This window comes from Rhodococcus sp. IEGM 1381 (genome assembly GCF_030056795.1).
Taxonomy (GTDB): domain Bacteria; phylum Actinomycetota; class Actinomycetes; order Mycobacteriales; family Mycobacteriaceae; genus Rhodococcoides.
Window position 1 is genome coordinate 302,705 of sequence record NZ_JASHKQ010000001.1, and the last position, 23,871, is coordinate 326,575.

The 23,871-nt window shown below is 64.5% G+C and carries 15 protein-coding genes; 1 reads left to right on the forward strand and 14 read right to left on the reverse strand.

What is annotated here, in order from left to right; all coding sequences use genetic code 11:
• The first annotated feature begins 16 nt into the window (after nucleotides 1-16).
• Nucleotides 17-979: a hypothetical protein gene (locus tag QM797_RS01465; protein WP_283273359.1), complete on the forward strand. Its 963-nt coding sequence runs from the start codon at nucleotides 17-19 to the stop codon at nucleotides 977-979.
• A 160-nt stretch (nucleotides 980-1,139) separates the two neighbouring features.
• Here the strand turns inward: QM797_RS01465 and QM797_RS01470 are convergent, their stop codons facing one another.
• The 14 genes from QM797_RS01470 to glf all read right to left on the reverse strand — a co-directional run bounded on the left by QM797_RS01470 (nucleotide 1,140) and on the right by glf (nucleotide 23,848).
• Nucleotides 1,140-2,684, reverse strand: a complete 1,545-nt coding sequence (locus tag QM797_RS01470) for an acyl-CoA carboxylase subunit beta (RefSeq protein ID WP_283273360.1) — start codon at nucleotides 2,682-2,684, stop codon at nucleotides 1,140-1,142.
• A 3-nt stretch (nucleotides 2,685-2,687) separates the two neighbouring features.
• On the reverse strand, nucleotides 2,688-7,763 hold the full coding sequence (gene pks13 / locus QM797_RS01475; protein WP_283273361.1) for a polyketide synthase Pks13: 5,076 nt from the start codon (nucleotides 7,761-7,763) through the stop codon (nucleotides 2,688-2,690).
• 42 nt (nucleotides 7,764-7,805) lie between these two features.
• Nucleotides 7,806-9,704 (reverse strand): long-chain-fatty-acid--AMP ligase FadD32, encoded by a 1,899-nt coding sequence (gene fadD32 / locus QM797_RS01480; protein ID WP_283273362.1) that lies wholly within the window; start codon nucleotides 9,702-9,704, stop codon nucleotides 7,806-7,808.
• 181 nt (nucleotides 9,705-9,885) lie between these two features.
• Nucleotides 9,886-10,884, reverse strand: coding sequence for an LLM class F420-dependent oxidoreductase (locus QM797_RS01485; RefSeq protein ID WP_283273363.1), 999 nt, complete (start codon nucleotides 10,882-10,884; stop codon nucleotides 9,886-9,888).
• A 225-nt stretch (nucleotides 10,885-11,109) separates the two neighbouring features.
• Nucleotides 11,110-12,066: a cutinase family protein gene (locus tag QM797_RS01490; RefSeq protein WP_283273364.1), complete on the reverse strand. Its 957-nt coding sequence runs from the start codon at nucleotides 12,064-12,066 to the stop codon at nucleotides 11,110-11,112.
• Nucleotides 12,067-12,092: 26 nt separating this feature from the next.
• Entirely contained in the window at nucleotides 12,093-12,641 is a 549-nt protein-coding gene (locus tag QM797_RS01495; protein ID WP_283273365.1) for a DUF732 domain-containing protein, read from the reverse strand.
• A 97-nt stretch (nucleotides 12,642-12,738) separates the two neighbouring features.
• A complete protein-coding gene (locus tag QM797_RS01500) occupies nucleotides 12,739-14,640 on the reverse strand; it encodes an alpha/beta hydrolase-fold protein (RefSeq protein WP_502942244.1) in 1,902 nt (633 codons plus the stop codon).
• A gap of 221 nt (nucleotides 14,641-14,861) precedes the next feature.
• Entirely contained in the window at nucleotides 14,862-15,875 is a 1,014-nt protein-coding gene (locus QM797_RS01505) for an alpha/beta hydrolase (RefSeq protein WP_283273366.1), read from the reverse strand.
• A 353-nt stretch (nucleotides 15,876-16,228) separates the two neighbouring features.
• A complete protein-coding gene (locus tag QM797_RS01510; protein WP_283273367.1) occupies nucleotides 16,229-17,236 on the reverse strand; it encodes an alpha/beta hydrolase in 1,008 nt (335 codons plus the stop codon).
• A gap of 219 nt (nucleotides 17,237-17,455) precedes the next feature.
• Entirely contained in the window at nucleotides 17,456-19,321 is a 1,866-nt protein-coding gene (locus QM797_RS01515) for an arabinofuranosyltransferase AftB family protein (RefSeq protein WP_283273368.1), read from the reverse strand.
• On the reverse strand, nucleotides 19,299-20,204 hold the full coding sequence (locus tag QM797_RS01520) for a decaprenyl-phosphate phosphoribosyltransferase (protein WP_283273369.1): 906 nt from the start codon (nucleotides 20,202-20,204) through the stop codon (nucleotides 19,299-19,301). The genes QM797_RS01515 and QM797_RS01520 overlap by 23 nt, the downstream gene beginning before the upstream one ends.
• The gene (locus tag QM797_RS01525) at nucleotides 20,201-20,737 is read right to left on the reverse strand and encodes a phosphatase PAP2 family protein (RefSeq protein WP_283273370.1); all 537 of its coding nucleotides are present in this window, start codon (nucleotides 20,735-20,737) and stop codon (nucleotides 20,201-20,203) included. The genes QM797_RS01520 and QM797_RS01525 overlap by 4 nt, the downstream gene beginning before the upstream one ends.
• Nucleotides 20,715-22,622 carry a glycosyltransferase gene (locus tag QM797_RS01530; RefSeq protein WP_283273371.1) on the reverse strand — a complete coding sequence of 636 codons (1,908 nt, stop codon included), beginning with the start codon at nucleotides 22,620-22,622 and terminating at the stop codon, nucleotides 20,715-20,717. The genes QM797_RS01525 and QM797_RS01530 overlap by 23 nt, the downstream gene beginning before the upstream one ends.
• Entirely contained in the window at nucleotides 22,619-23,848 is a 1,230-nt protein-coding gene (gene glf, locus QM797_RS01535) for a UDP-galactopyranose mutase (RefSeq protein WP_283273372.1), read from the reverse strand. The genes QM797_RS01530 and glf overlap by 4 nt, the downstream gene beginning before the upstream one ends.
• Between the last annotated feature and the right edge of the window lie 23 nt (nucleotides 23,849-23,871).

The following is a 23,871-nucleotide window of genomic DNA, read 5'->3' on the forward strand; positions in this document are numbered from 1 at the left end:
ATTCCATTCTTCGGGCATGAGAAGACGATTGTGGAACACAGCTTCATTGTTCGACCTGAGCTCGACCGGCATCGTGACGCGCCGGCAGCTTCGCGAAGCGGGCGTGAGTGACGCAGCGATCGACGGCAGATGCGCGGCCGGCGGTCCGTGGCAGCGGTTGCTGCCGGGTGTCGTACTGCTGCGCAACGGCCATCCGTCGACGCTCGAGCGGTCAGCGGCGGCGCTTGCATACGGCGGACCGAAGAGCATGATCACCGGCTGCGTCGGACTCGATTCGTTCGGATACGGCACCAACGGATCCGCCGGGGAGGTTCATCTACTGCTACCCGCGGAGATGCGTCGGGCATCGGTGTCTTTTGTCCGAGTAGAGCGGACGTGGCGGCTTCCCGAGCCGATCACCAAGGGCAGCATCCGAGTTGCTCCTCTGGTGCGTTCATTGGTCGACGCCACACGGGCCGCGAAATCCGAGGCGCGATGCGTTGCTCTGCTGACCGAGGTGCTCCAGAGAGGCGGCGTATCCATCGACGAGATCGCCGCCGAATTGGCCGAAGGGCCACGTCGCTACAGCGCGCTCACCCGCCGAGTACTCCGCGAGTTGCGGGACAACGCGCACTCGGTGGCGGAACTCGAGGACCAGCGACTCTACCGAACCAGCGGGCTGCCTGCGATGACACACAACTGCGACATCTACGCCCGGAGCGGCGAGTTCATCGCCAACACCGACGGGTGGATCGACGCCGTGGCATTGGCACGAGAAATCGATTCCATCGCGCATCATCTGTCACCGGCCGACTACCAGCGGACACAAGCCCGACGCAACCGAATGCAGGCCCACGGACTGATCGTCGTATCCCATTCACCGCAAGACATCCGCGATCGGCCAGACCAGGTGCTCGACGAACTACGGATGAACTATCAGCACGCCCTTGCCAGACCTCGACCGGATGTGGTCATGGTTCCGCGCGAATCGACCGCGTGAATGGACCATCGAACACGTCTGACAGGTGCGGTGGCTCATTGACGCCGGACAAGCGGATGCGTGAATGGACCTTTGCATACGTCTGACCGGTGCAGTGGTCCATTGACGCGAACGGGAGCGGAGCGACCGCCGATGGACGACGGCCCCAGCTTCAGTGTGGCTAGATCGGGAGCAACGAGTGCTTACGCGGACTCTTGACCACTTCTTTGTCCCGGAGAATGTGCAGGGCCTTGCGGATTTCGAGGCGCGTGCTCGACGGCTCGATGACGGCGTCGATGTAGCCACGCTCGGCCGCGATCCAGGGGGTTGCGACATGCTCGTTGTAGAAGTTGATCAGCTGCTTGCGCAGGGCCGGTGCATTTTCTCCGGCCTCGGCGAGTTGCTTGCGACTCATGATGTTTATGGCACCCTCGGCACCCATGACGGCGATACGGGCAGTCGGCCAGGCGAAGTTGATGTCGGCCCCGAGCTGCTTCGAGCCCATCACCGCGTATCCACCGCCGTAGGACTTGCGAATCACCACGGTCACCTTCGGGACTGTCGCTTCGACGAAGGAGTAAATGAAGCGTCCACCACGATGAATCACACCCTGCTTTTCCTGATCCACTCCGGGGAGGAATCCTGGTGTGTCGACGAGAAAGATGATGGGGATGTTGTACGCATCGCTGAGTCGGATGAAGCGGGCGGCCTTGTCGGCTGCTTTGGCGTCGAGCGCTCCGGACAGGTGCATCGGCTGATTGGCGACGACTGCCACCGGTCGCCCGTCGACGCGAGAAAAGCCGGTGATGACATTCGACGCAGTCTGTCCGGCGATCTCATGAAATTCGCCGTCGTCGAAGATCCGCATGATGATGTCGCGCATGTCGTAACCGGCGTTGTCGGCGTCGGGCATGAAGGTGTCGAGCTTGCGATCGGAGTCGGTTATCTCGGGCTCGAGACCCGAGTTGATCACCGGAGACTCTTCCTGACAGCTCGACGGCAGGTAGCTCAAGTAGTTTCGGATCCACTCGAAGGCCGCCTTCTCGTCGGCTGCCACGTGGTGAACGTTTCCGTTGCCCGCCTGCACCCGTGCGCTGCCGAGATCGCCGAGGCTGACGTCCTCGCCCGTGACGGACTTGATGACGTCCGGTCCGGTGACGAACATGTACGCCTCTTCGGTGGCGACGACGATGTCGGTGTTGATGGGTGCGTACACGGCACCGCCGGCACACTTGCCGAGGATCAGCGAGATCTGCGGGCTCAGTCCGGACAACGCTTCGTGGCGTCGACCCAGCTCGGCATACCAGGCCAGAGACGTGACCGCGTCCTGAACACGAGCTCCACCGGAGTCGTTGATGCCGACGACCGGGCAACCCATCTTGATCGCGAAGTCCATGATGCCGGCGACCTTGCGGCCGAACATCTCGCCGACGGTTCCGCCGAACACCGTCTGATCGTGCGAGAACACTGCGATCGGGCGGCCGTCGACGGTTCCGTGACCGGTGACGACGCCGTCGCTGTAGAGGGCACCGGGATCGTTGGGGGCCTTCACCAGTGCGCCGATCTCGACGAAACTACCGGGATCGAGCAACGAGTTGACGCGATCGCGAGCGCTGGGTATGCCCTTTTTCGCGCGCTTCGCTATCCCGATCTCGCCGGCCGGTTCTTTGGCCAGTTCGAGCCTCGCCCGTAGTTCGGCCAGCTTCTCCGCAGTGGTGCCACTCAAGATCTACGCTCCGGTTCTTGCAGACTCGATGTTCTCGAGCGTCTTCGACAGATGGGCCGCAATTTTTCCAATGTACGGCTCGTCGACGACAGCGAGGTGATCGCCTCCGACGTACACGATCTCGAGGTCTTCCACCACCGGTCCCCAACCACCGTGCTCTTCGCGGGTGGCAAACGCGGGTTCGAGGGCGATTGCATCGTCGTGGTACTTGTCTGCCAGATACAGCGTCACGTGCCCGCCGTACGGCTTGAGTTCGGCCGTCTGGATCGCGCGGTTGTCGAGCCACGATGTGCGCTGGTGCTCGATGATGCCGCCGGGGATCTTTGCGCCGCTGAGCTTGACCAGATCGGTGATGATGCGGATCTGCCCCTCGTCGTCCGCCTCGACCAGCTTGTCGTAGGGAATCGGGTAGTCGACGTTGTAGGCCTTCTTCGCGAACGCGGCGTACCGCTCCCAGCGCTTGCGCACCTCGTCCTTGGTCTCCGGGATCTCCTCGCCGGCCATGACGGTGTCGAGCAGCCCGACGTAGGCGACCTCGATGCCTTCCTCTTCCATCTGACGCGCCACCTCGTAAGCGAGGATGCCGCCGAGCGACCATCCGACGAACACGTACGGTCCCTCGGGCTGGATTGCCTTGATCAGCGGCACGTACTCTGCGGCTCGCACGGCGATGGGTCCTTCGACACGCTCGAGTCCGTACATCGGGGTGCCTGCGGGCAACTTCCGCAGCAGCGGCTCGTAGGCGACGGTGGAGCTACCGGCCGAGTGGAACGCGAATACCGGTGTGACAGTGGATCCTTCGGGTCGGGCACGCAAATTCCGTACGACGCCGTCGATCTCACCGCCCTCGAGGTGCGGGCGAACCCTGTCTGCCAGCTGCTCGATTGTCTCCGAGTCCAGGACGTCGTCCAAGGTGATCTCGCCGCCCGCCCGTTCGGTCAGACGAGCAGCCAACTTCTCGGCCGTCTCGTCGTCGAGGATCGGCAGGGTGTTGAAGATGCCCTTCGCCGATTCCTTCGTCACCACTGCCCACGTTGCGAACGTCATCCGCTCGGCGTTGTCCCGCGGCGGTACGTCGGACCCGGCCGCTTCGGCGAACGCTTCCTTGCCGCCCAGGTCGGTCTGGGCTGCAGCGGGAGCCGGCGCGGCGACGGCTGCCTCGGGCACCTCCACCACAGGAGCCGACTCGGCAACCCGTGTCGGCTCGACGGCAGCCTGTTCGGCCGCCTTCTCTGCTGCCTGCTTGTCGGCCAGTGCCTGCACCTCGTCGCGATTGTCGATTGCGTAACGCAAGTACTTCTCGACCTCGAGCAGGTTCGCGTCGCGCACGGCCTGCAATTGCACTGTGGGAATGTCGAATTCGTATTCCACGCGGTTCTTGATGCGGACGGCACTGAGCGAATCGAGCCCCAGTTCGATCAGCGGAACCTCGGGCGGGAGATCCTCGGGCGCGTAGCCCATGGACTCGGCGACGATGATCGCCAATCGGTCTTCGAGCTTCTGATTGCCGTTCGGATCCCAACGGTCACCGAACGTCTCGACGACCTCCGGCAATTCTTCCATCGGCGACGAGCTCTGTTGTTCGACGGCGACAACAGGTTCCGGACGCACGTCACCCGAGGTGACGACGGCCTCGTGGAGCAGGGTGAACGCCGAGCCCTCGTGTGCGTGCACCTGAACCGACGCGCCACCGAGGTGCGAGGTCAACGTGGTGACGACCGTGCCCACCTTCGGCACCGCAGCATGGGAGACCGAAACACCAAGGGCCACATCGGAGAACACCTGCGACGCAGCAGCCGTGACGAGTGCATCGAATCCGGTGACAGCCGAGGCCTGAACTTCCCAGACGTGGCGGCCGTCGGGCAGTGCGACGCGTGCGCCGGGCACCCGCGTGTTGCCACTGGAGCTGACCTGCGAGTTGAGCCAGAACTCCTTGCGCAGGTACGCAGTACGCGGGATGGCTGCGTACGGGCCGGACTCGAACAGTGTCGCCAACTCCAGCGCGTGCCCGTGGACGTACAGCTGCGCCAGCGCGGCCAGGAACGTCTCTGCCTCGTCTTCTTTGCGCTTGAGTGTCGGGATCAGCGTCGAGTCTGCGACACCCGCAGCCCACGCGGTCGCGGCCACGGACATCAACGCCACCGGGTTGGGCGCAAGCTCGATGAACGTTGTATGTCCATCTCCCACAGCGACATTGACGGCCTGCGTGAACCAGACCGGATGACGCATTCCCTTGGTCCAGTAGTCGACGCCATGGATCGCCGCATGCCCGACGCGATAGTGCGCCTCACGATCGACCGAGGAGTAGACCCCGGCGGTGAGCGTGCTCGGTTCGATTCCGGCCAGTTCGGCGGCCAGCTCACCGAGCAGCGCGTCGACGGCCGCGGTATGACCGGCCCCCTTGACGTCGAGCAGGCGAGCCATTTTGCCTGCGGCCTCGGCCATCTCGACGAGAGCCTCGACCTCGGCGCGCGGACCGCCGACCGTGGTGTGCGTCGGTGCGGCGTAGACGCATGGTTCCACATGCGGGAACTGATCGGTGAGGGTCTTGACCTCGTCGGGGGTGTACTCCACGAGTGCCATGGCACCCTGCGAGGCAGCGCCGAGACCGTCCTGGCCCTCGGCCAGCAGACGCGAGCGGGCGTAGATGATGCGGACGGCGTCTTCGAGGTTCAGCCCACCGGCGACGTATCCGGCCGCGACCTCACCCATCGAGTGTCCGATGACTGCGGCCGGCTCGGCTCCGTGCGCGCGAAGTGTTGCGGCCAAGGCGATCTGGATGACGAAGATCGCAACCTGGGAGTTCTCGAACTCGTAGGTCTGCGAGTCGTCCAGGATGATCTCGCGGATGGAGTAGCCGGCTTCGTCGACGAGAAGTTCGTCCACCTTGTCCACCTCGGCGGCGAACACGGCATTGGTTCGGTACAGCCGCGATGCCATCTTGCGGTGCTGCGAGCCGAAGCCGGAGAAAACCCACACCGCGCCGTTGGACGCGGGTGAATCCGCGGAGAACACGCCCGGGCCCGGCTTACCGGCTGCTATGGCGCGAAGCCCGGCGATGGCCTCGGCCGTGGTGGATGCGAGAACCACTGCGCGCGAACGCCCGTGGTTGCGGCGAGCCAACGTGCGGCCCACGTCGACGAGAGACGTCGTGCTGCCCTCTTCGGTCTCGAGCCAGTCGGCCAGCTCCGATGCAGCCCGCTTACGGCGCGACGGCAGAGCGGCAGACACAGCGAGAATCACTGTCTCCGAGCCCAATTCGGTTTCCGCCAGGATGGTCTCGGCCTCGGCTACCGGATCGGTCGTCTCGACCGCGGACACGATCGGCTCCGACACGACGGGCTCTGGATCGGCAACGATCGGCAGTTCCTCACCAGCGACATCGGTGACACCCTCGACGAGAGCGGCCTCCGGGTCCACGGCCGAGGCGTCGAACACGCCGTCGGTCTCACCCGGGACGTACTCGCGCACGACGACGTGCGCGTTGGTACCGCCGAAGCCGAAGCCGGAGACGCCTGCGACGGCCTTGCCGGTGTAGCGCGGCCAGTCGGTGGCCTCCGGGATGACCTTCAGGTGCGCCTTGTCGAAGTCGATGTACGGGTTGGGGCCCACGTAGTTCAGCGACGCGGGCAGCTTGTTCGCCTGCATCGCTAGCACCACCTTGATCAATCCTGCTGCGCCTGCGGCAGATTCGAGGTGCCCGAAGTTGGTCTTCGCCGATCCCAGCAGGGCCGGCTTGTCGGCGTCGCGGCCACGGCCGACCACTCGTCCCAAAGCGTCCGCCTCGATGGGATCGCCGAGGATCGTTCCGGTGCCGTGCGCTTCGATGTAATCCACGCCCGACGGGTTGATGCCGGCGTCGCGGTAGGCGAAGCGCAGTGCGTCGGCCTGCGCGTCCGGGTTCGGTGCCAGCAGACCGTTGGAGCGGCCGTCCTGGTTGATCGCAGATCCGGCGATGACGGCGAGTACCTGATCACCGTCCCGTTCGGCGTCTTCGAGTCGCTTGAGGACGACGAGTCCGCCACCTTCGGAGCGGATCATGCCGTTCGCGTCGGACGAGAACGCCTTGATCTTGCCGTCGGGTGCCAACACGCCCGTCTGGCCGAATCCGACGGTGATCGGCGGCGCGAGCAGCATGTTGACGCCGCCCGCCACGGCGAGATCGGATTCGCCGGTACGCAAGCTGCGCACCGCCTGGTGCACGGCAACCAGGGAGGACGAGCAGGCGGTGTCGACGGCGATCGACGGCCCGCGGAAGTCGTAGAAGTACGACACCCGGTTGGCCACGATGGCCGTGGACGTACCGGTGAGCGCATACGGGTGCACGGCCGGGTCACTCACGGCAATGAGCTGATAGTCGTTCGACGAGCTGCCGATGAAGACACCCACCTGGCGGCCCTTGATCGAGCTGGCCGGAATGTGCGCGTGCTCGAGCGCTTCCCACGTCAGTTCCAGCGCGAGCCGCTGCTGCGGATCGACGTTGACGACCTCGTTGGGCGACATCGCGAAGAACTCGGCGTCGAAGGTCTTCACGTCGTCGAGGTAACCGCCCTTGGTCACCGTCGCGGCCACGGCGGCGGCGATGACGGGATCGGAGGTGAATTCCTGCCAGCGGCCGTCGGGCAGATCGGTGATGCCGTCGCGGCCCTCGATGAGCAGCGACCACATCTCCTCCGGAGTGTGTCCGGTGCCGGGGAAGCGGGACGACAGGCCGACGATCGCGACGTCGTGTGCGTCGCCGGACTGCCCGCCGCTGGTATAGAAAGCATCGTCGACGGTGCCGACCGGCTCGTCCGGTTCGCCCTCGATGATGATCTTGGCCAGCGAGGCGATGGTGGGGTGCTGGTAGACGACGGTGGCGGTCAAGGTGACCCCCACCAGCTCTTCGATCTCTCCGCTCAGTGCGACGGCATCGCGAGAGGACAGACCGAATTCCTCCATCGGACGGTCGTCGGAGATGGCCGACGCCGGTTGCCCAGTCGCGTCCGCAACCCAGTTGCGTAGCCAGTCCCGCAGCTGGGCGACCGTGAGGTCCGTCCCGTCCGCACTCTGAATCTTGTCTGTCTCTTGTTCAGCCATTACTCACCAAGCTATGTATCGAAGGAACGGGACGCCCAGAGATCAGTCGGGCAGTTCGGCGTCCGGGAACGCCGTCTGCTGATAGCCGCCGCGGAGCGTGCCCTCGATGTACGCGGCCTTGCATGCGCGTCGAGCGATTTTTCCGCTCGACGTACGCGGAATGGAACCGGCCGGGACCAGGAGGACGTCGCGCACCGTGACGCCGTGCCGTGCCGATACTGCGGCACGCACCTCGTCGGCGATCGGAGCCGGGTCTGCCTTGCCGGAGCCGGGTGCGCGCTCGGCGACGATGACGAGCTGCTCGGAACTGTCGTCGGAGTCCTTGGTCAGGGCCGCGCCACTGAACTCGAACACGATGTCGGGGAGCTGGTTGAGCGGGACGGCGAAGGCCGCCACGAAGCCGGGACGCAATGCCTTGCTGGCTTCCTGGGCCGAGAACTCGAGGTCCTGCGGGTAGTGATTGCGGCCGTCGACGATGACGAGGTCCTTGACGCGACCGGTGATGTAGAGCTCGCCGTCGTGATAGACACCGAAGTCACCGGTACGCATCCAGTTGCCACCCTCGGGAGCACCGTCTGCGTGCGAGCCCTCGAGGTTGCGGTGTACGAGCTTGTTGTGGAAGGTCTCGGTGGTCTCGGTCTCGCGACCCCAGTAGCCCTGACCGATATTCTCACCGTGCAACCAGATCTCGCCGACGTGCTCGTCTGCAACCTCGGAGGCGGTCTCGGAATCGACGATGGCTGCCCACTGGCTGCGGGCGACCGTTCCCGTGGAAACCTGTGGGATTGCACCGGGTGCATCGGGGGCGACGACCACGAAGTTGCCTGCATTGAGCTCCGTGCGGTCGACGTAGACGACCTTGGCCTCGTCGGCGTGCTTGCTGGTGGAGACGAACAGCGTGGCCTCGGCCATGCCGTAGGACGGCTTGATGGCGGACTTCGGCAGGCCGTAGGGGCCGAACGCGTCGTTGAACTTCTTCATCGACGACGTCGTGACGGGCTCGCTGCCGTTGATCAGACCGATGACGTTCGACAGGTCCAGGCTCTCGCCGTTCTTCGGCAGACCACGCTGGGCGGCGTGCTCGAACGCGAAGTTCGGTGCCGCCGCGAACGTGCCTGCGCCGTCGGAGACGGCTGCGAGTTCCTTGATCCAGCGCCACGGCCGCTGTACGAACGCGCGCGGGCTCATGATGGTGATGTATTTGCCACCGAGCGCCGGGAGGATGACGGTGAGCAGACCCATGTCGTGGAACATCGGCAGCCAGGTGACGCCACGCGAATCGTGGTTGATCTCCATGCTGTCGACCATCTGCAGCGCGTTGACGCCGACCGCGCGGTGGGTGATCTCCACGCCGGCCGGGGTTCGCGTCGAGCCGGACGTGTACTGCAGGTAGGCGATGTCGTCGAGCGTTGCCGTCGGCTCCACCCACGTCTCGCCCACGCTGTCCGGGACGGCGTCGACGGCGATGATCCGCGGACGCTCCGCGGCGGGCAGCGCACGGAAGAACGCGCGCACACCCGCGGCCGAGCTACTTGCGGTGAGGATGGCGCTGGGCTTGCAATCACCGAGGACGGCGTGCAGGCGGTCGGTGTGTCCGGGCTCGTCGGGATCGAACAGGGGCACCGCGATGGTTCCCGCGTAGATCGCGCCGAAGAAGGCGACAACGTACTCGAGACCCTGCGGTGCCAGGATGGCCACTCGATCGCCCGGCTGGGTGACCTGCTGGAGGCGGGCCGCAACCGCCTTGAGTCGTGTTCCGAACTCGGCCCAGGTCAGCTCGTGCGCCTCGCCGTCACGCTCGCGGGAATAGTCGACGAAGCGGTACGCCAGCGTGTCGGAATTCTCTTGAACGTTCACCTCGACGTGGCGGACGAGCGTTTGCCCTTCACCGATGGTGATGTGGCCGTTCTCATCGATGAAATCATCGAAATTATGGCTCATTTACTTCAATCTCCTCCGACACGAATCCGCTGCCGTACCGCCTGCGTGAACCGAACCCGCACGCCGGACTGCACGAGCACGGACACCGAACAGCTTTGTATGTTACTGACTAGTAGCTCTACCGGTGTCGGTTTGGCACCTGGCTTCGAGGCCAGCTACATGGTACCGACACGCGCCTTCGTCACTCGCCTTTCAGCAAGTCGACAACCGGCGCGAATGCTTCCATTTGAGTAGGGAAAACCCCGACGTAAGACATCGTCGTTCGCGCGCGAACGTTACGGATTTGATCGGCGATCTCCTCGTACGTACCGAATGCGAGGTACGGAGACGACAGGATGTCCTCCACGGTCAACTTGACGTCGACGTCCACGTTCGGTGGGTAGCCGTTGTCGAGTGCGGCCAACGCCATGTCGGCCATCTGCTCTCGATCGTCGGTCACGACGATGGTGGTGATCGCCCAGTTCAGTTCGATGTCGTCGAACCGGTCCCCGGCGGCGGCGCGAATCAACTCGACGCGCTCGAGGGTCTTCTCGATGGTCATGCCCGACAGCAGCAGCTTGCCTTCCTTCGAGGTGCTCGGCACCACGGAGATGATGTCTGCATGCTTGGCCGCCAACGCGAGCATCTTCGGTCCGCCGCCACCGATGCAGATCGGGGGACGCGGCCCCTGCCGGGGCCGAGGGCTGCCCTTCAGTCCGGAGATCGTGTAGTGCTTGCCCGCAAAATTGCATTCCTGACCGCGCAGCAGCACGTCGAGTATTTCGAGGGTCTCCTCGAGCTTCTCGATGCGCACTCCCGGACGGTCGTAGGTGATGCCTGCCTTGTCGTACTCCTCGCGCATCCACCCCGCACCGAGACCGAGCTCGAGTCGCCCGCCCGAGAGAACATCGATGGTCGCCGCATCCTTGGCCAGCACCGCGGGATGCCGAAAGCCGTTTGCCAACACTGCCGTGCCGAGCCGGATCTTGTCGGTGGCCACGGCAAGTGCCCCGAGCGCTGCGATGGGACCGACCTGATTACCCAGGTGATCGGGAATCATGAAGCTGTCGTAGCCCAGTTCCTCGGCCTGTTGCGCCAGCTTGATGAATTTCCGAGCCCCGCCCTCCTCGGCGTTTCCCTCTCCGCCCGCAGCGAATCGGAATTTGCGCGGCCCGGCGGTCGCGGCCTCGGCGGAACTCATCTAATGCTCTCCTCGGGGGTCTTCGAGCGTTCGGCGGTCTGAAAGCAGCTGGTCGATAGGGCTATGGACGCAGCCGGCCGGAGCCGATCTGCGCAGGTCCAAGGCGTCACTCTAGCCGCTCGCCGACATGGATCACACCGGCTGGGGGTCGCCGGGCTCAGGTTTGTGCGCGGCAATAGTTCGCGACACGCCGCGTTGTGATGTGTCCGTTATAACGGCACGTACTCACGAATGAGCGGGTGTCGGGGCATTCTCGATCAGCCCGGCAGCCCACGCCGCCGTCCACTGCGTGGCCGTCGTGCCGGAGCCGTCGACGACGAAGCTGTTGTAGGACGCGTGCACGGGATTGCCTGCAGCGCCGATCAGAATCTGGATGCTCTGCGGAATGTTGCGCAGCGACAATCCATCCGACGGCGAGGAACAGATCAAGTCCCCGGGTGCGCAGATCTGGTTGGTCCGGTCGTCGAGTGCACCGAACCCGCCGTCCCGACGCCCCGTCATGGTGATGCCGGGCAGGTCGAGTCCCCCGAGTGCCACCTCGGCACCGACGCCGTCGAGCGGGCCGGGGATGTCGGTACCCGAGACTCCGTCGCGTCGACCGTCGGCGATGAGGGTGACGCCGAGAACCCGATCGGCGGAGATGGGTCCGTTGCCCGCTCCGATGTCGGACGCGATATCGCCGGAGATGACCGCACCCTGGGAGAAGCCCGCGAGCACGAAGTTGGTGAGCGGGCACCGTGCGCTCACATCGGTCATCTTCTGTACGGCCACAGCTTTACCCTCGGTGCGGCTGTTGTTGTAGGACTGCTGACCATCCGGCGGCAGAGCGATGGGATTCGAGAACTGAGCCACGTACGGCACGGTGTAGACATCGGCGCGCGATCCGGGGAACTGCTCCTGTAACGGACGCGTGACGTTGAGCATCAGCGACAGCGGGTTGGCGGTCGGGTTGTACGGATCATCGGTGGACAAGGACTCCCAGGTGCCAGGAATGGCGATGACCTGCACATCGGGGCAGTCCGCCGGCTGTGACGTCGGCTCTTCCGGGCCCGGCGGTGGCACCGGAGTATCCGGGCCCTTCGGCAACCGTCCGGCAAGTAGGTACCAGAGGGCGACGATGATCAAACCGACGATCACCGCAACGGCGATCACCGGGAGAATTCTGCGCTTACGCTTGGCCATCGGCGTGCATCTCCATCAGCGTGGATCTATGGCCTGCAATACGTCGCCTGCGCGGCGGCGATGTAGGTCTGGGCAGCTTGCTGAGCCTGTGTCTCGTTCATCTGCGTTCCGGCCGCACTGGCTTCGACGCCGACGTTCGCGGTGACGAAGGTCGAGATCTCTTCCGCTGTGACGCCCTGTGCCTGTGCGGCACAGATGTAATTGGCCGTCGACACCGCGATGTCGCCGTTTCCGGCCGGCGTGATGCCCTGCTTCTTCAACTCGTCCAGAAAGCTCTGACCGCGGTTGTCGATCTGACTCTCCGTGGGCCCTGGGAAGTCGTCCGGGACGGGCTGCGGCTGCTCCGGCGGCGCGGTGGCCGCCTCACCCGGGCTCGTCGTCGGGGCGACAGTGGTGCTCTCCGCCGCCGACGTCGTCGAACTCGTCTCGGTTGTCGTCGCGGCTGCCGTGGTGGTGGTGCTCGTCGGGGCCCCGGTGGCCGTCGAGTCGTCGCTTCCACACGCCACCAGCATCGAGCTCGCTGCCACGGCGAGTACACCGAGGGACAGAGTTCTGGCCAGAGAGTTACGCGTCATCGATCGAAAATCCTTCGGTCGTCGGGTCGCAGGCGAGCGTACAGCCACGCTCTGAGAGAACTCTGAAGCCGTGGACGACTCCCAAGCACACTGACGGTCACGGCGCGATCGTCGCCACGCCGTCCTTGACAGTGATGATGCCGAACTGGAAGTTCTGCTGCTTGCCGCCACCGTCGATGTCGAACTGATCGCTGGTGGGGTAGCCGAGGCGGCCGCCCTCGTAGCCCACCGATCCCCAGGCGTCGAAGATCGGGCCGTACGGGGTGGACCAGGCTCCGCTGACCGGGCTCCAGTAGATGTTGCCGGTCTCGAACTGGTTGAACCGTCCGCCGTCTCGGATCGGGCCGATCTCGTTGGACTTGGGGAACCCGAGAGGTCCGCTCTCCCAACCCAATTCACCGTACTTGCCGAGAATCATGCCCTGCACCGAGTGCACTCCTGCATCGGGCGAGGTGTAGATCGCACCGATCTCGAATCCCTGAACCGAGCCGGGCTTGTTCGGAGTCACGACCTCGTCGAGCACCGGGTAGCCCAGGGGCCCACCCTCGTAGCCCTGGGCTGCCCACTCGTCGAGCACAGCTCCCTTGACCACGTGAGCGCCGGTCTGCGGCGTGAAGTAGACCATGCCGTTCTGGAAGGCGTTGAACCGTCCACGACCGTCGGGGGTACCGATCTCGCCGGTCTTCGGGAACCCGAGCGCACCCTCGGGGCCCTTGTTGCCCTGGTAGATGCCACCGATCGCTCCGGCAACCACCTGCGCGCCGGTGTCAGGGGTGAAGAAGACTCGGCCGAACGTGAAGTCCTGAGCTCGTCCACCTGCGACGTTGTATTCCTCGGTCAGGCACGGGCCGAGCCACGAGTTGGCACCGCTGGCGTTGCCGATCAGTCCGGCAGCACTGCATGCGGGCTTGTCCACCTCGACACCGAGCGCGGTGGCGAGCTGCGGCCACAGCTGGTGCAGCTCGAACTGCCAGTACGGCCACGAGTGCGTGCCCGACGGCCGGTAGTTGACCTGAGCCGGGATACCGAGCTGATTGAGCTTGGTGGCGAAGGTCTGCGAGGTCAACCGCGACAGGATCTCGAGGCCCATGCCGGCGTAGTTGGTGCTCACACCTGGGATGGGCGACGGCTGATCGTACGGTCCGGTGGAGCCGTTGCCACTGGAGATGTAGAGGCTGACGCCCTTCAGCTTGTCGGCGAGCAGGTACGGATCATGTTGCGCCCACAGAGAATTGGACGGCGCTCCCCACATGGCGCTGGAGTTGTAGCCGCCGGCGTCGGTCATCGCGTACTGAATGGCCTGTGGCATTCCGAGCGAGGTGGTGGTCAGGATGCCCGAGAGTGAGCCGGCGAACTTGAAGAAGCCGGGGTTGCGCGCTGCGAGGAACATCGCCGAGGTGCCACCCATCGACAGTCCCACGACGCCGCGGGTGTCGGTGCTGCGCCAGTCCTTGGCCAGGATCGGCGGGAGCTCCTTGGTCAGGAACGTCTCCCACTGGTAGTTCTTGCCGTTGTCCTGATCGACCCAGTCGGAATAGAAGCTGGACTGGCCACCGATGGGGAGGACCACGTTGACGTTCTTGTCGGCGAAGTACGACTCCGCGTCGGTCTCGGCCGTCCAGCCGTTCTCGGTATCGGTCGCGCGCAGGCCGTCGAGCATGTAGACCTGCGGGAACGTCGCCTGCGGGTTGATGTTCCAGTCACGGGCGAGCAGCAGCTGAACCTGGATGGGCGTGCCCATCGAGGGCGACTGGATCCACAGCGCGACGCGGCGATCGGAAAGCCAGTCCACGGACGTCACCGTGGCACCGGAGGTCTGGGTGTAGGCGGGTCCGGCGTGAGCGATCGGGGCCGCCTGAGCAATCGGAGCTGCTGCCGCCACCGTCGACGTCGCGAAAGGAATCATCAGCGAGGATGCGACGGCCAGTGCTGCTGCCGCTCGCCCGGCCCGTGTGCCGGCCGATGGGATTCGACCGAACCGAACAAGCCCAGTGCGCATGATGGTGACTCTCTTTCGACGTGAACTCTCGAAGGTCTCGTGAGGAGACATGCTTCGTATGTCTTTCTACACGTGCCGGATGGCGACGGACAGCAGACGCGCTGTGACGGATGGTGCAATTGTGAACAGAGGTGCTGGATTCGATCCCGCCGAAACCAGAAAATGCCGCCCGGCGCGCAAACGCAGGGCGGCATCTTCGGAGCATCGACTACCCGTCGAGATCAGGCGTTGAGTGCGTCCAGGATCTGGGTGCGTGCCTTCCACAGCTCGGCTCCCCAGTACGGCCAGGCGTGAATGCCGTTGGCCGGGAAGCTGTAGGTGGCCGGGATGCCCAGCGTGCCCATGCGGATCTGGAATGCACGAGTGTTGGCGAGCGAGAGCGCCTCGAGGGCCATGCCGTTGGCGGTGTTGTAGAAATCGATCGGCGCAGCCGGGCGATCGAACTGTCCGGGCAGGCCACTGGCTGCCGAGATGTACAGCGACAGTCCTTGCAGACGCGGCGCGAAAACGAACGGGTCGTTACGCAACCACGCCGGGTTCCACGGCGGTCCCCACATGGAGTCGACGTTGAAGCGGCCTGCGTCGAGCATCGCAACGCGGATGGCCTCGCGCATACCGGGTGCGGAGATGTTCAGGTAGCCCGAGAGCGAGCCGGCGAACTTGAACTGATCACGGTGGTACGCCGCGAGCGTCAGAGCCGCGGAACCACCCATGGACAGTCCGAGGACACCGTTGTTGCTGCGCGAGACACCGTAGTTCTCGAGGAACGCCGGGAGCTCCTGCGTAAGGAACGTCTCCCACTTGTAGGTGACTTCCTGGCCGTTGAAGTTCGACGAGGTGTACCAGTCGCTGTAGAAGCTGGACTGACCGCCGACAGGCATGACGAGGGTCACGTCGTCGTTGGCGAACTGGTCCTGCGCGTTGGTCTCGAACGTCCACGCGTTGCGGTCGTCGCGGGCGCGCAGGCCGTCGAGCAAGTAGAGAGCAGCATTTCCACCGCGGGCCGCCCACTGGACCTGGACCTTGATGGGGCCCATCTCGGACGGAACGATCAGGTCCTCGCGGCCACCGGCCGGAGTCTGGTGTACGACGGACGCGGGTGCCGCGACAGCGACGGCCCCACCGACGACACCGGCTGCGATGGGCAGCACGAGCACTGCTGCGCCGACGCCGAGCAGGCGCTGACGCCAGCGTGATGAGGCCTTCGGTGTGCTGCTGAGGCCGGCAAATCGCATGAAGTGGTGCTCTCTCTCTCATCTACGCGGTCTCCGCTGTCGTAGCGGCCTCCGGCAATCGAACAGGGCGAACTGGTGGCCCCGCGAGGCCGAGGTGAAGCTGTGGATGCTGACAAGACCGGAGCCTCGAGAAGCTGAGGTTCTGCTGAGAACAGGAGAACCGCTCGATGGAGGTTATTCCATCGAGCGGTTCCAAGGCAAAACTGTGATCAGCGTCGCAGTTTCACTCGCCGTTTCCCCGAAACAGGAGACTATCCTGCGTCGTCCCCGCTGAACAGCCCTGAAAAGTCGTGAGTTGTCACTAAGGGCCGAAAAACGGGCGAAACGACCGATACAGGACGTGACCGGGTCAGCTACCCGATGTTGGCGCTGAGGTCCGGAGTCATGACGCGAATCTGCTCGCCCCAGTAGCCCCACTGGTGCGTCCCCACGCCCGGGAACGCGTAGGTCACGTTGTTGGCACCGATGCTCGCCATGCGCAACTGGAAGGCACGGCTGTTCGCCAGCGCGATTGCTTCGAGGCCCATGCCGTTGGCGGTGTTGTAGTAGTCGATGAAGCTCTGCGGGCGATCGAGTCCGCCGGGCAGGCCACTGCCTGCGAAGACCCACACGCGCGTTCCGTTGTCACGCAGGCGAGGCGCGAAGACGAACGGGTCGTTGCGCAGCCATGCCGGATCCCACGGCGGTCCCCACATGGCGTCGATGTTGTAGCGGCCGGAGTCCAGCAGCGCCAAACGCATTGCCTCGCGCATGCCGGGAGCCGAGATGTTCAGGTAGCCGGACAGCGAGCCCGCGTAGCTGAACTGGTCCGGGTGGTACGCGGCCAGAGTCAGAGCAGCCGAGCCGCCCATGGAGATACCGATGACACCGTTGCGATTGGGGTTGAACCCGAGTCTCGCCTGCAGGTTCTGGCGCAGGTTCTGCGTCAGGAAGGTTTCCCACTTGTACGTGGTGGTCTGGCCGTTGAAGTTCGAGGGTGCGTACCAATCGGAGTAGAAACTCGACTGGCCGCCGACCGGCTCGACGACGTTGATGTTCGCGGCAGCCAGAACTGCGCCCGCATCGGTCTCGTGCTCCCAGCCGGAGATGTCGGTGGTGGCCCGCAGCCCGTCGAGGAGGTAGACGACGCGGTCGGTGTTACCGTCCTGAGCCCGCCAGATACGGCTCTTGATGGGCCCCATGCTGGAGTCCGTCCAGAAGTCCTGAGCATTGACGTCGAAGGCCGCGTTGGCAGTTGCGCCACCGCCCGCTACTGCCAATCCCAGTGGCAGGACCACCGCCATCAGCATGGACGTGGCGGCGCGACGTCCCCATGACCCCGCTCGCTTGTCCTCGGACCGGCTCTTCCATCTACCCAGCATGCACTTGACCTCTCAGCTGCTTCATCGTCACATCGGTTACGCAATCAACGCTTGTTCTCGCAAGTTCATCATGTCTGTCGATCGGCCGTACAGGTCGTTCGCATACACATCCTTCGCACATATCGCGCGAAGGACGACCTCCGTTACACGATTGAGATAGCTCATCTTGGCGTCGAGATCTATTCGGCGCAACCCGGTGACTCTTTCGTGTCCTGGCATCTAATTATCGGCTTTCAATATCGGAGCCGGAAGATCACATCTCTGTATTTCGTACTTCGGCACCCGATCGAATCGATATCCGGCATAGAAGAACGAGCGTTCGAGATTCCGGACGAACAATTGTTTCGTCAACGGCGCTCGATACGACGCCATCAATTCCTCGGTATCGGGGCAGGTCAGCGCCACCTGAGCTTCGGTGACCCAGTCCTCGTCCATGTACCAGGGGAGGTACGGGTGGATCGCGACGAGTCCGAGGTCGGCCACCACCCAATCCGGATACAGGTTCTTGTCGTGCCCGATCCGGCCGTTCTCGAGCCGCTCGGTGTGCGACGCCAGCGGGTACGCCAGTCCCATCTGGTCGATGACCCGCACGTCGAGGCCGACGTTCATGCTGGTCATTCCGAGGTTGAGGAAGTACACGGTGTGACCGAAACCACCCTCGGGGATGGGCAGTGGTGGTGGAACGACGTCCCAGTAGGTGAACTGCGCCGACGGCAGCAGCAGGCCGCCGTCCGGGGTGTCCTCGATCGCCTCGACCATCGCGCGCATCCGCGGGTAGTCGAGATAGTCCGAGGCCAGAATCGGATGGGCGTGCCCGGTGTTGAGCGAGTAGAAGGCACGTTCGTCGACGATGCCGCTTCGGCCGACGATCGAGCCCTGCGGCATCCCCGTCGTATTCGCGGCCGCGACGGCCCAGGCGACGATGCCGACCCACACGAGAACATCGGCGACGAATATCGCCGTCGCCCGGTCGGCAGACCAACGTTTCGGTAGGGCAACGGGCAACACCGAAATCGGCAACAACAGCGTGAACAATGCCGGTAACAACGTTCGCCCGTGCATGAAATCTCCGCCGACGCGAATGGCGTACACGGCAAGGATGAAACCACTGATCAATGCGAACACGACAACGGCTGTGGGCGTCCTCAGCGCTGCGAGCCAACCACGGAGCGACCGTGGCACCGACAGCCGAACTCGCGACACCGACAGCGCCGCGCCGACTACGAGAAGTACGAGCGGCAACCACAGCAGGTACGGCCCCACCAGGTTGGACAGGTACGCGAACCCCTGAGACCACTTGGCTCCGCCTGCATCCTTCGAAACCGCGGTGTTGGGGTACGGCAGGCCGTAGTACCCCATACGCCAGATCTGGTAGAGCACCGGAACTGCTCCGGCGACAGCGAACACCCGAAACCTGGACAGCCCGCTCTGCGGAGCCAGGAAGATCATCGCCAGCGCGAACACGGCCACGATGGACAGTTCCGGACGCACCAGCGGGCCGAGACCGGCGAAGAAAGCAAGCAAGAGCAGTTCGATACCACCGCCGCGGCGCTGGCCCCACCGAACCATCAGCAACCACAGCGTCGCCAGCCAGAAGATGACCAAGCAGGTCTCGAGCCCGGACGTGGCGAAGTCGCGGGCGGGCGGAACCGCGATGTAGACCAGGACGCCTGCGGGGAGGAACAGAGTTCGCTTCGCGGTGCGACCACGAAGCGCGAACGTGCCGATCATCGCGATGACGACGGCGGCAGTGGACAGCACCAGAGCGATCGTCAGAACCACGTACTCGAGGCGTCCGTCGCTCAGCCAACTGCCCGCGTACACGAGGTAGGTCCAGATGGTGCTGGTGTTGGTCTCGACCCGCTCGCCTGCGTTGAATACCGGGCCGTTGCCGGCCAGCAGGTTGCGGACGGTGCGCAGCACGATCAAGCCGTCGTCGGCGATCCAGCGGCGCTCCCACGCACCCCAGAGGAACAACGCACCGGTGACCACGGCCCCGACCCAGAAGACGGGCCTGGTGATCGATCCCCGAGCGGAGTCCTCCTCCCGCGTATCTCGCTGGTCAGGCGAGGTAGACAGCGACACCAACCACTCCGATCCACGCTATGGCGAGTAGCTGCAGAACCCTGTCTCCCAACGCGATCTCTTCGGGTTCGCCTGCCTCGCCGCCATCGACATCCACTGCGTATCGCAGGATTGCGATGGTAAACGGAATCATCGAGATGGCGAACCAGTTGGCACCCGTGCCCGCATCCTCCTGGAACGCCCACAGGCCGTAACAGATGACAACGGCCGTCGCCGACAGCGTCCAGACGAATCGCAGGTAAGTGGTGGTGTAGTTCTCGAGCGATTTGCGGATCTTCGCCCCGGTACGTTCGGCGAGCTGCAGCTCGGCGTACCGCTTACCGGCCGCCATGAACAGCGAACCGAACGCCATGATCAGCAGGAACCACTGCGAGAGCGGGATCGACGCGGCGACCCCACCGGCGATGGCGCGCAGCAGGAATCCCGAAGAGACGATGCAGATATCGAGCACGGCCTGGTGCTTGAGGCCGAAGCAATACGCCAGCTGGATCACGATGTAGACGCCGATGACCAGCGCCAGCTTCCAGTTCGCGAAGAACGAGAGGCCGATGGCCAGACCGAGGGCGACGACGGCCATCGCGTACGCGAGCTTGACGGGAAGGACGCCGGCAGCGATCGGCCGGAATCGCTTGGTGGGGTGCGCGCGGTCGGCCTCGACGTCCATGGCGTCGTTGACGAGGTAGACGCCGGACGCGGCGAAGCAGAACACGACGAACGCGAGCGCGACGGAAAGCAGCACGTCGCGATCGGTGACCGAGCCGGCCGCCAGCGGCGCCGCCAGTACCAGGACGTTCTTGACCCACTGACGCGGACGAAGCGCCTTGACGATGCCGTCCGCCAGATTCTTCGGCGGTGCGCCTACGGGTGCGGCATCCTCGCTCATTTGTCTCCTTCGAACTTCACGACGGCCGCAGCCGTCAACGCGCCGAGTGCAGATCCGGCCAGCACATCGGTGGGGTAATGGACTCCGAGCACCAAGCGCGAGAGCAGCATGGGTGGGACGAGGACCGCCGGTAACGGTAGCCCGGTCACCCGGCCGAGGAGAACCGCGGCTGCTGTGGTCGATGTCGCATGCGAGGACGGAAAGCTCAGCTTGCTGGGCGTCGAGACGTTGATGCGGACGGCCGGATCGTTCGGACGCGGTCGTCGCACGATCCGCTTGATGACGATCGACGCGGCGTGCGAGCCGACGGCGCCGACGGCCACTCCGGCCCACTGACGTCGGCGCGGCTTGTCCAAAGCAGCACCGATGCCTGCGATCGCGACCCAGCCGAGCGCGTGTTCGCCGAAATGCGACATGCCACGCGCGACGGCGATCGCGCCGGGCGCACTGCCGACAGTGCTCTGCACCTTCTCGAGGATTCGGACTTCGGTCGGCACCTCGGTCTGGCCCTTACGCCTGGTAACGAAAGACACGTTCCCACGTTTCCTTACTGGTCAGGTGCGGCACGGCATCACGGTATCGGGCTTTGAGTGCGGGGAATTCGGCTGCCAACTGCTTGCGCAACGACAGCGCTTCCTTGAGCAACGCCGCGGCCTGCGCACGGTCGCGCTTGCGGTAGACGACGCCCCGGCCGTCGGCGGTGGTGACGGTGACTCCGTCGACCTGGGAGAGCAGGAACCAGCGCGCGTCGAGAGTCGGAACGTTGAGCTGCGGACGCTCGTGGTGCTGCTCGTGCGCAGGCTTGACGTTGTGCAGCAAGCCCTTTGCCAGACGACGGACCTTGGAGATCGGGTTGGTCGGCAGGCCGACGGCTCCGACTTCCTCTCCGGATGCGAGCGGCAACTCCGTGGAACTGCCGACGACGACGGCGTCCGGGAATTCCTTACGCAGTGCGTGCACAGTCGGCAGTGCTGTAGGCAGGATCTCGAGGATGTGCTCGGGACCGGCCAGGAAGTCGCGGATCGCGAGGTTCTGGATGGCGACCGTCGAGTACTCGAGGCACAGCAGGTGCTTGATCGTGGCCTTGATGGTGTCGAGCACCAGGCCTTTGCCGTCGCCGGGCATGTGCAGTGACGCGACCACGAGCCGGTTGCGTAGGTGGAAGTACGCCTGCCAGTCGATGGCGTCGTCCTTGTCGCTCCACGCCATGTGCCAGATCGCCGCACCCGGCAGGGTCACCGTCGGGTAGCCGGCATCGCGTGCGCGCAAGCCGTATTCGGCGTCGTCCCACTTGATGAACAGGGGCAGCGGCTGCCCGAGTTCCTCGGCGACAACGCGCGGAATCATGCACATCCACCAGCCGTTGTAATCGACGTCGATGCGGCGGTGCAGCAGCTTGCTGGTGCGCAGCGGGTCCTCGGAGAAGTCGTGGTCATATTCGACGTTCTGCGCGCCGGTCCACATGAAGTTGCTGCGGTCGATCACTTCACCCATGACGTGCAGGTGACTGCGCGCCTGCAGGTTCAGCATTTGGCCGCCGACGAGCGTGGGCACCTTGGCGAAACGCGACATCGCGAGCGCCCGCAGAATCGAGTCGGGTTCGATCTCGATGTCGTCGTCCATGAACAGAATGTGTTGGCATGCAGTGTTGTTCAGCGCCTCGTACATGATTCGGCTGTAGCCGCCGGACCCGCCGAGGTTGGCTTGGTCATGGATGGCGAGTCTCCCACCGAGGGCCGCTGCGGCCTCGTCGAACCCGGGCTCGTCCTTGGCCTTGCGGGTGCCCTGATCCGGCATGATGACGGCCTGGATCACATCCAGCACCAACGGATCCGAGCCAAGGGCCACAAGGGCTTTGACGGCATCGGTCGGGCGGTTGAACGTGGGAATGCCGACAGCGACGGTCGCTTCACCGGGAGCCTCGATCGGCGCGTACCAGCCCGCGCTCTCGAGAACCACCTCGGAATCGGAGGTGATGTCGAACCAGATCCAGCCGCCGTCCTCGAACGGACCGAGGTCGATCAGAAACTCTTGCGCCGCGTCGCCGTCCACAGCTTCACGGCCCTCGACGTGGATGCGCGAGCTGTCGGCCTTGGACCGGTAGACGTCGATTCGGCAGTGGCCGGAGACCTCCACGCGCAGCACCACGGACTTCAGAATGCTGTAGCGCCGCCAGTAGCTCGCCGGGAACGCATTGAAGTAGGTACAGAACGACACCTCGGACTCGGCACCGATCGTGACCGAGGTCCGCGACAGCGAGTGAGCGCGTTTGGCATTGGTGAGCGCCTCTTCGAGGTACAGCGTGCGCACGTCGAGCGGCTCACCCGATCGCGGCAGCAGCACTCGCTGCAGCAGCGATTTACCGAGAACCGGCGCGACGTCGGCCACACCGTCGGCGAGAAGATGCTTGGCGGTCACTTGTCGCCTGCCAGGGGTGCGCCGGTCTCGAAGTGCGGGGCCAGAGTGTTCTCGTACATGTTCAGTGCGCTGGCGATTGCCATGTGCATGTCCAGGTACTGGTAGGTGCCGAGGCGACCACCGAAGACCACGCCGCTGGAGGCTGCTTCGGCCTTGGCTCGGTCGCGGTATGCCTCGAGCTTGCTCCGATCGTCGGGAGTGTTGATCGGGTAATACGGCTCGTCGCCGCTCTTCGCGAAGCGGGAGAACTCGCGCATGATGACCGTCTTGTCGGTCGGGTAATCGCGCTCGGGGTGGAAGTGACGGAACTCGTGAATTCGAATGAACGGCACGTCGCCATCGTTGTAGTTCATCACCGGTGTGCCCTGGAAGTCACCGGTCGGCAGCACCTCGGTCTCGAAGTCGATTGTGCGCCAGCCCAATTCGCCCTCGGAGTAGTCGAAGTAGCGGTCCAACGGGCCGGTGTACACGATCGGGGCGTTCGGGCTCTCGGCCACGAGCTCGGCCTTGACGTCGAACCAGTCCGTGTTCAACCGGACCTCGATCTTCTCGTCGGCGGCCATCTTCTCGAGCCACGACGTGTAGCCGTCGACCGGCAGCCCCTCGTAGGTGTCGTTGAAGTAGCGGTTGTCGAACGTGTAGCGCACCGGCAACCGGGTGATGTTGCCCGCGGGCAGGTTCTTCGGATCGGTCTGCCACTGCTTGGCGGTGTAGTCCTTGATGAACGCCTCGTACAGCGGACGGCCGATCAACGAGATCGCCTTCTCCTCGAAGTTCTGCGCGTCCTTGGAGTCGAACTCATTGGACTGCTCTTCGATGAGAGCCCGCGCCTCGGCCGGCGAGAAGTACTTGCCGAAGAACTGCGAGATCAGGCCGAGGCCCATCGGGAACTGATACGACTGGCCCTTGTGCAGAGCGAAGACGCGGTGCTGGTAGCTCGTGAAGTCGGTGAACTGGTTGACGTACTCCCAGACCCGCTTGTTCGAGGTGTGGAACAGATGCGCGCCGTACTTGTGGATTTCGATACCCGTCTCGGGCTCGGCCTCGGAGTACGCGTTGCCACCCAGGTGATGCCGACGATCCAGCACCAGAACACGCTTGCCCAGCTGGGACGCCGCCCGTTCGGCCACGGTCAGTCCGAAGAACCCGGATCCGACGACGATCAAGTCGTATCGGCCGGTCGCGGAGGCGTCGGAAGAGGTGGTCTCGGAGCTCACAGCAGTCACGGGCAACCAGGGTATCCGACGAT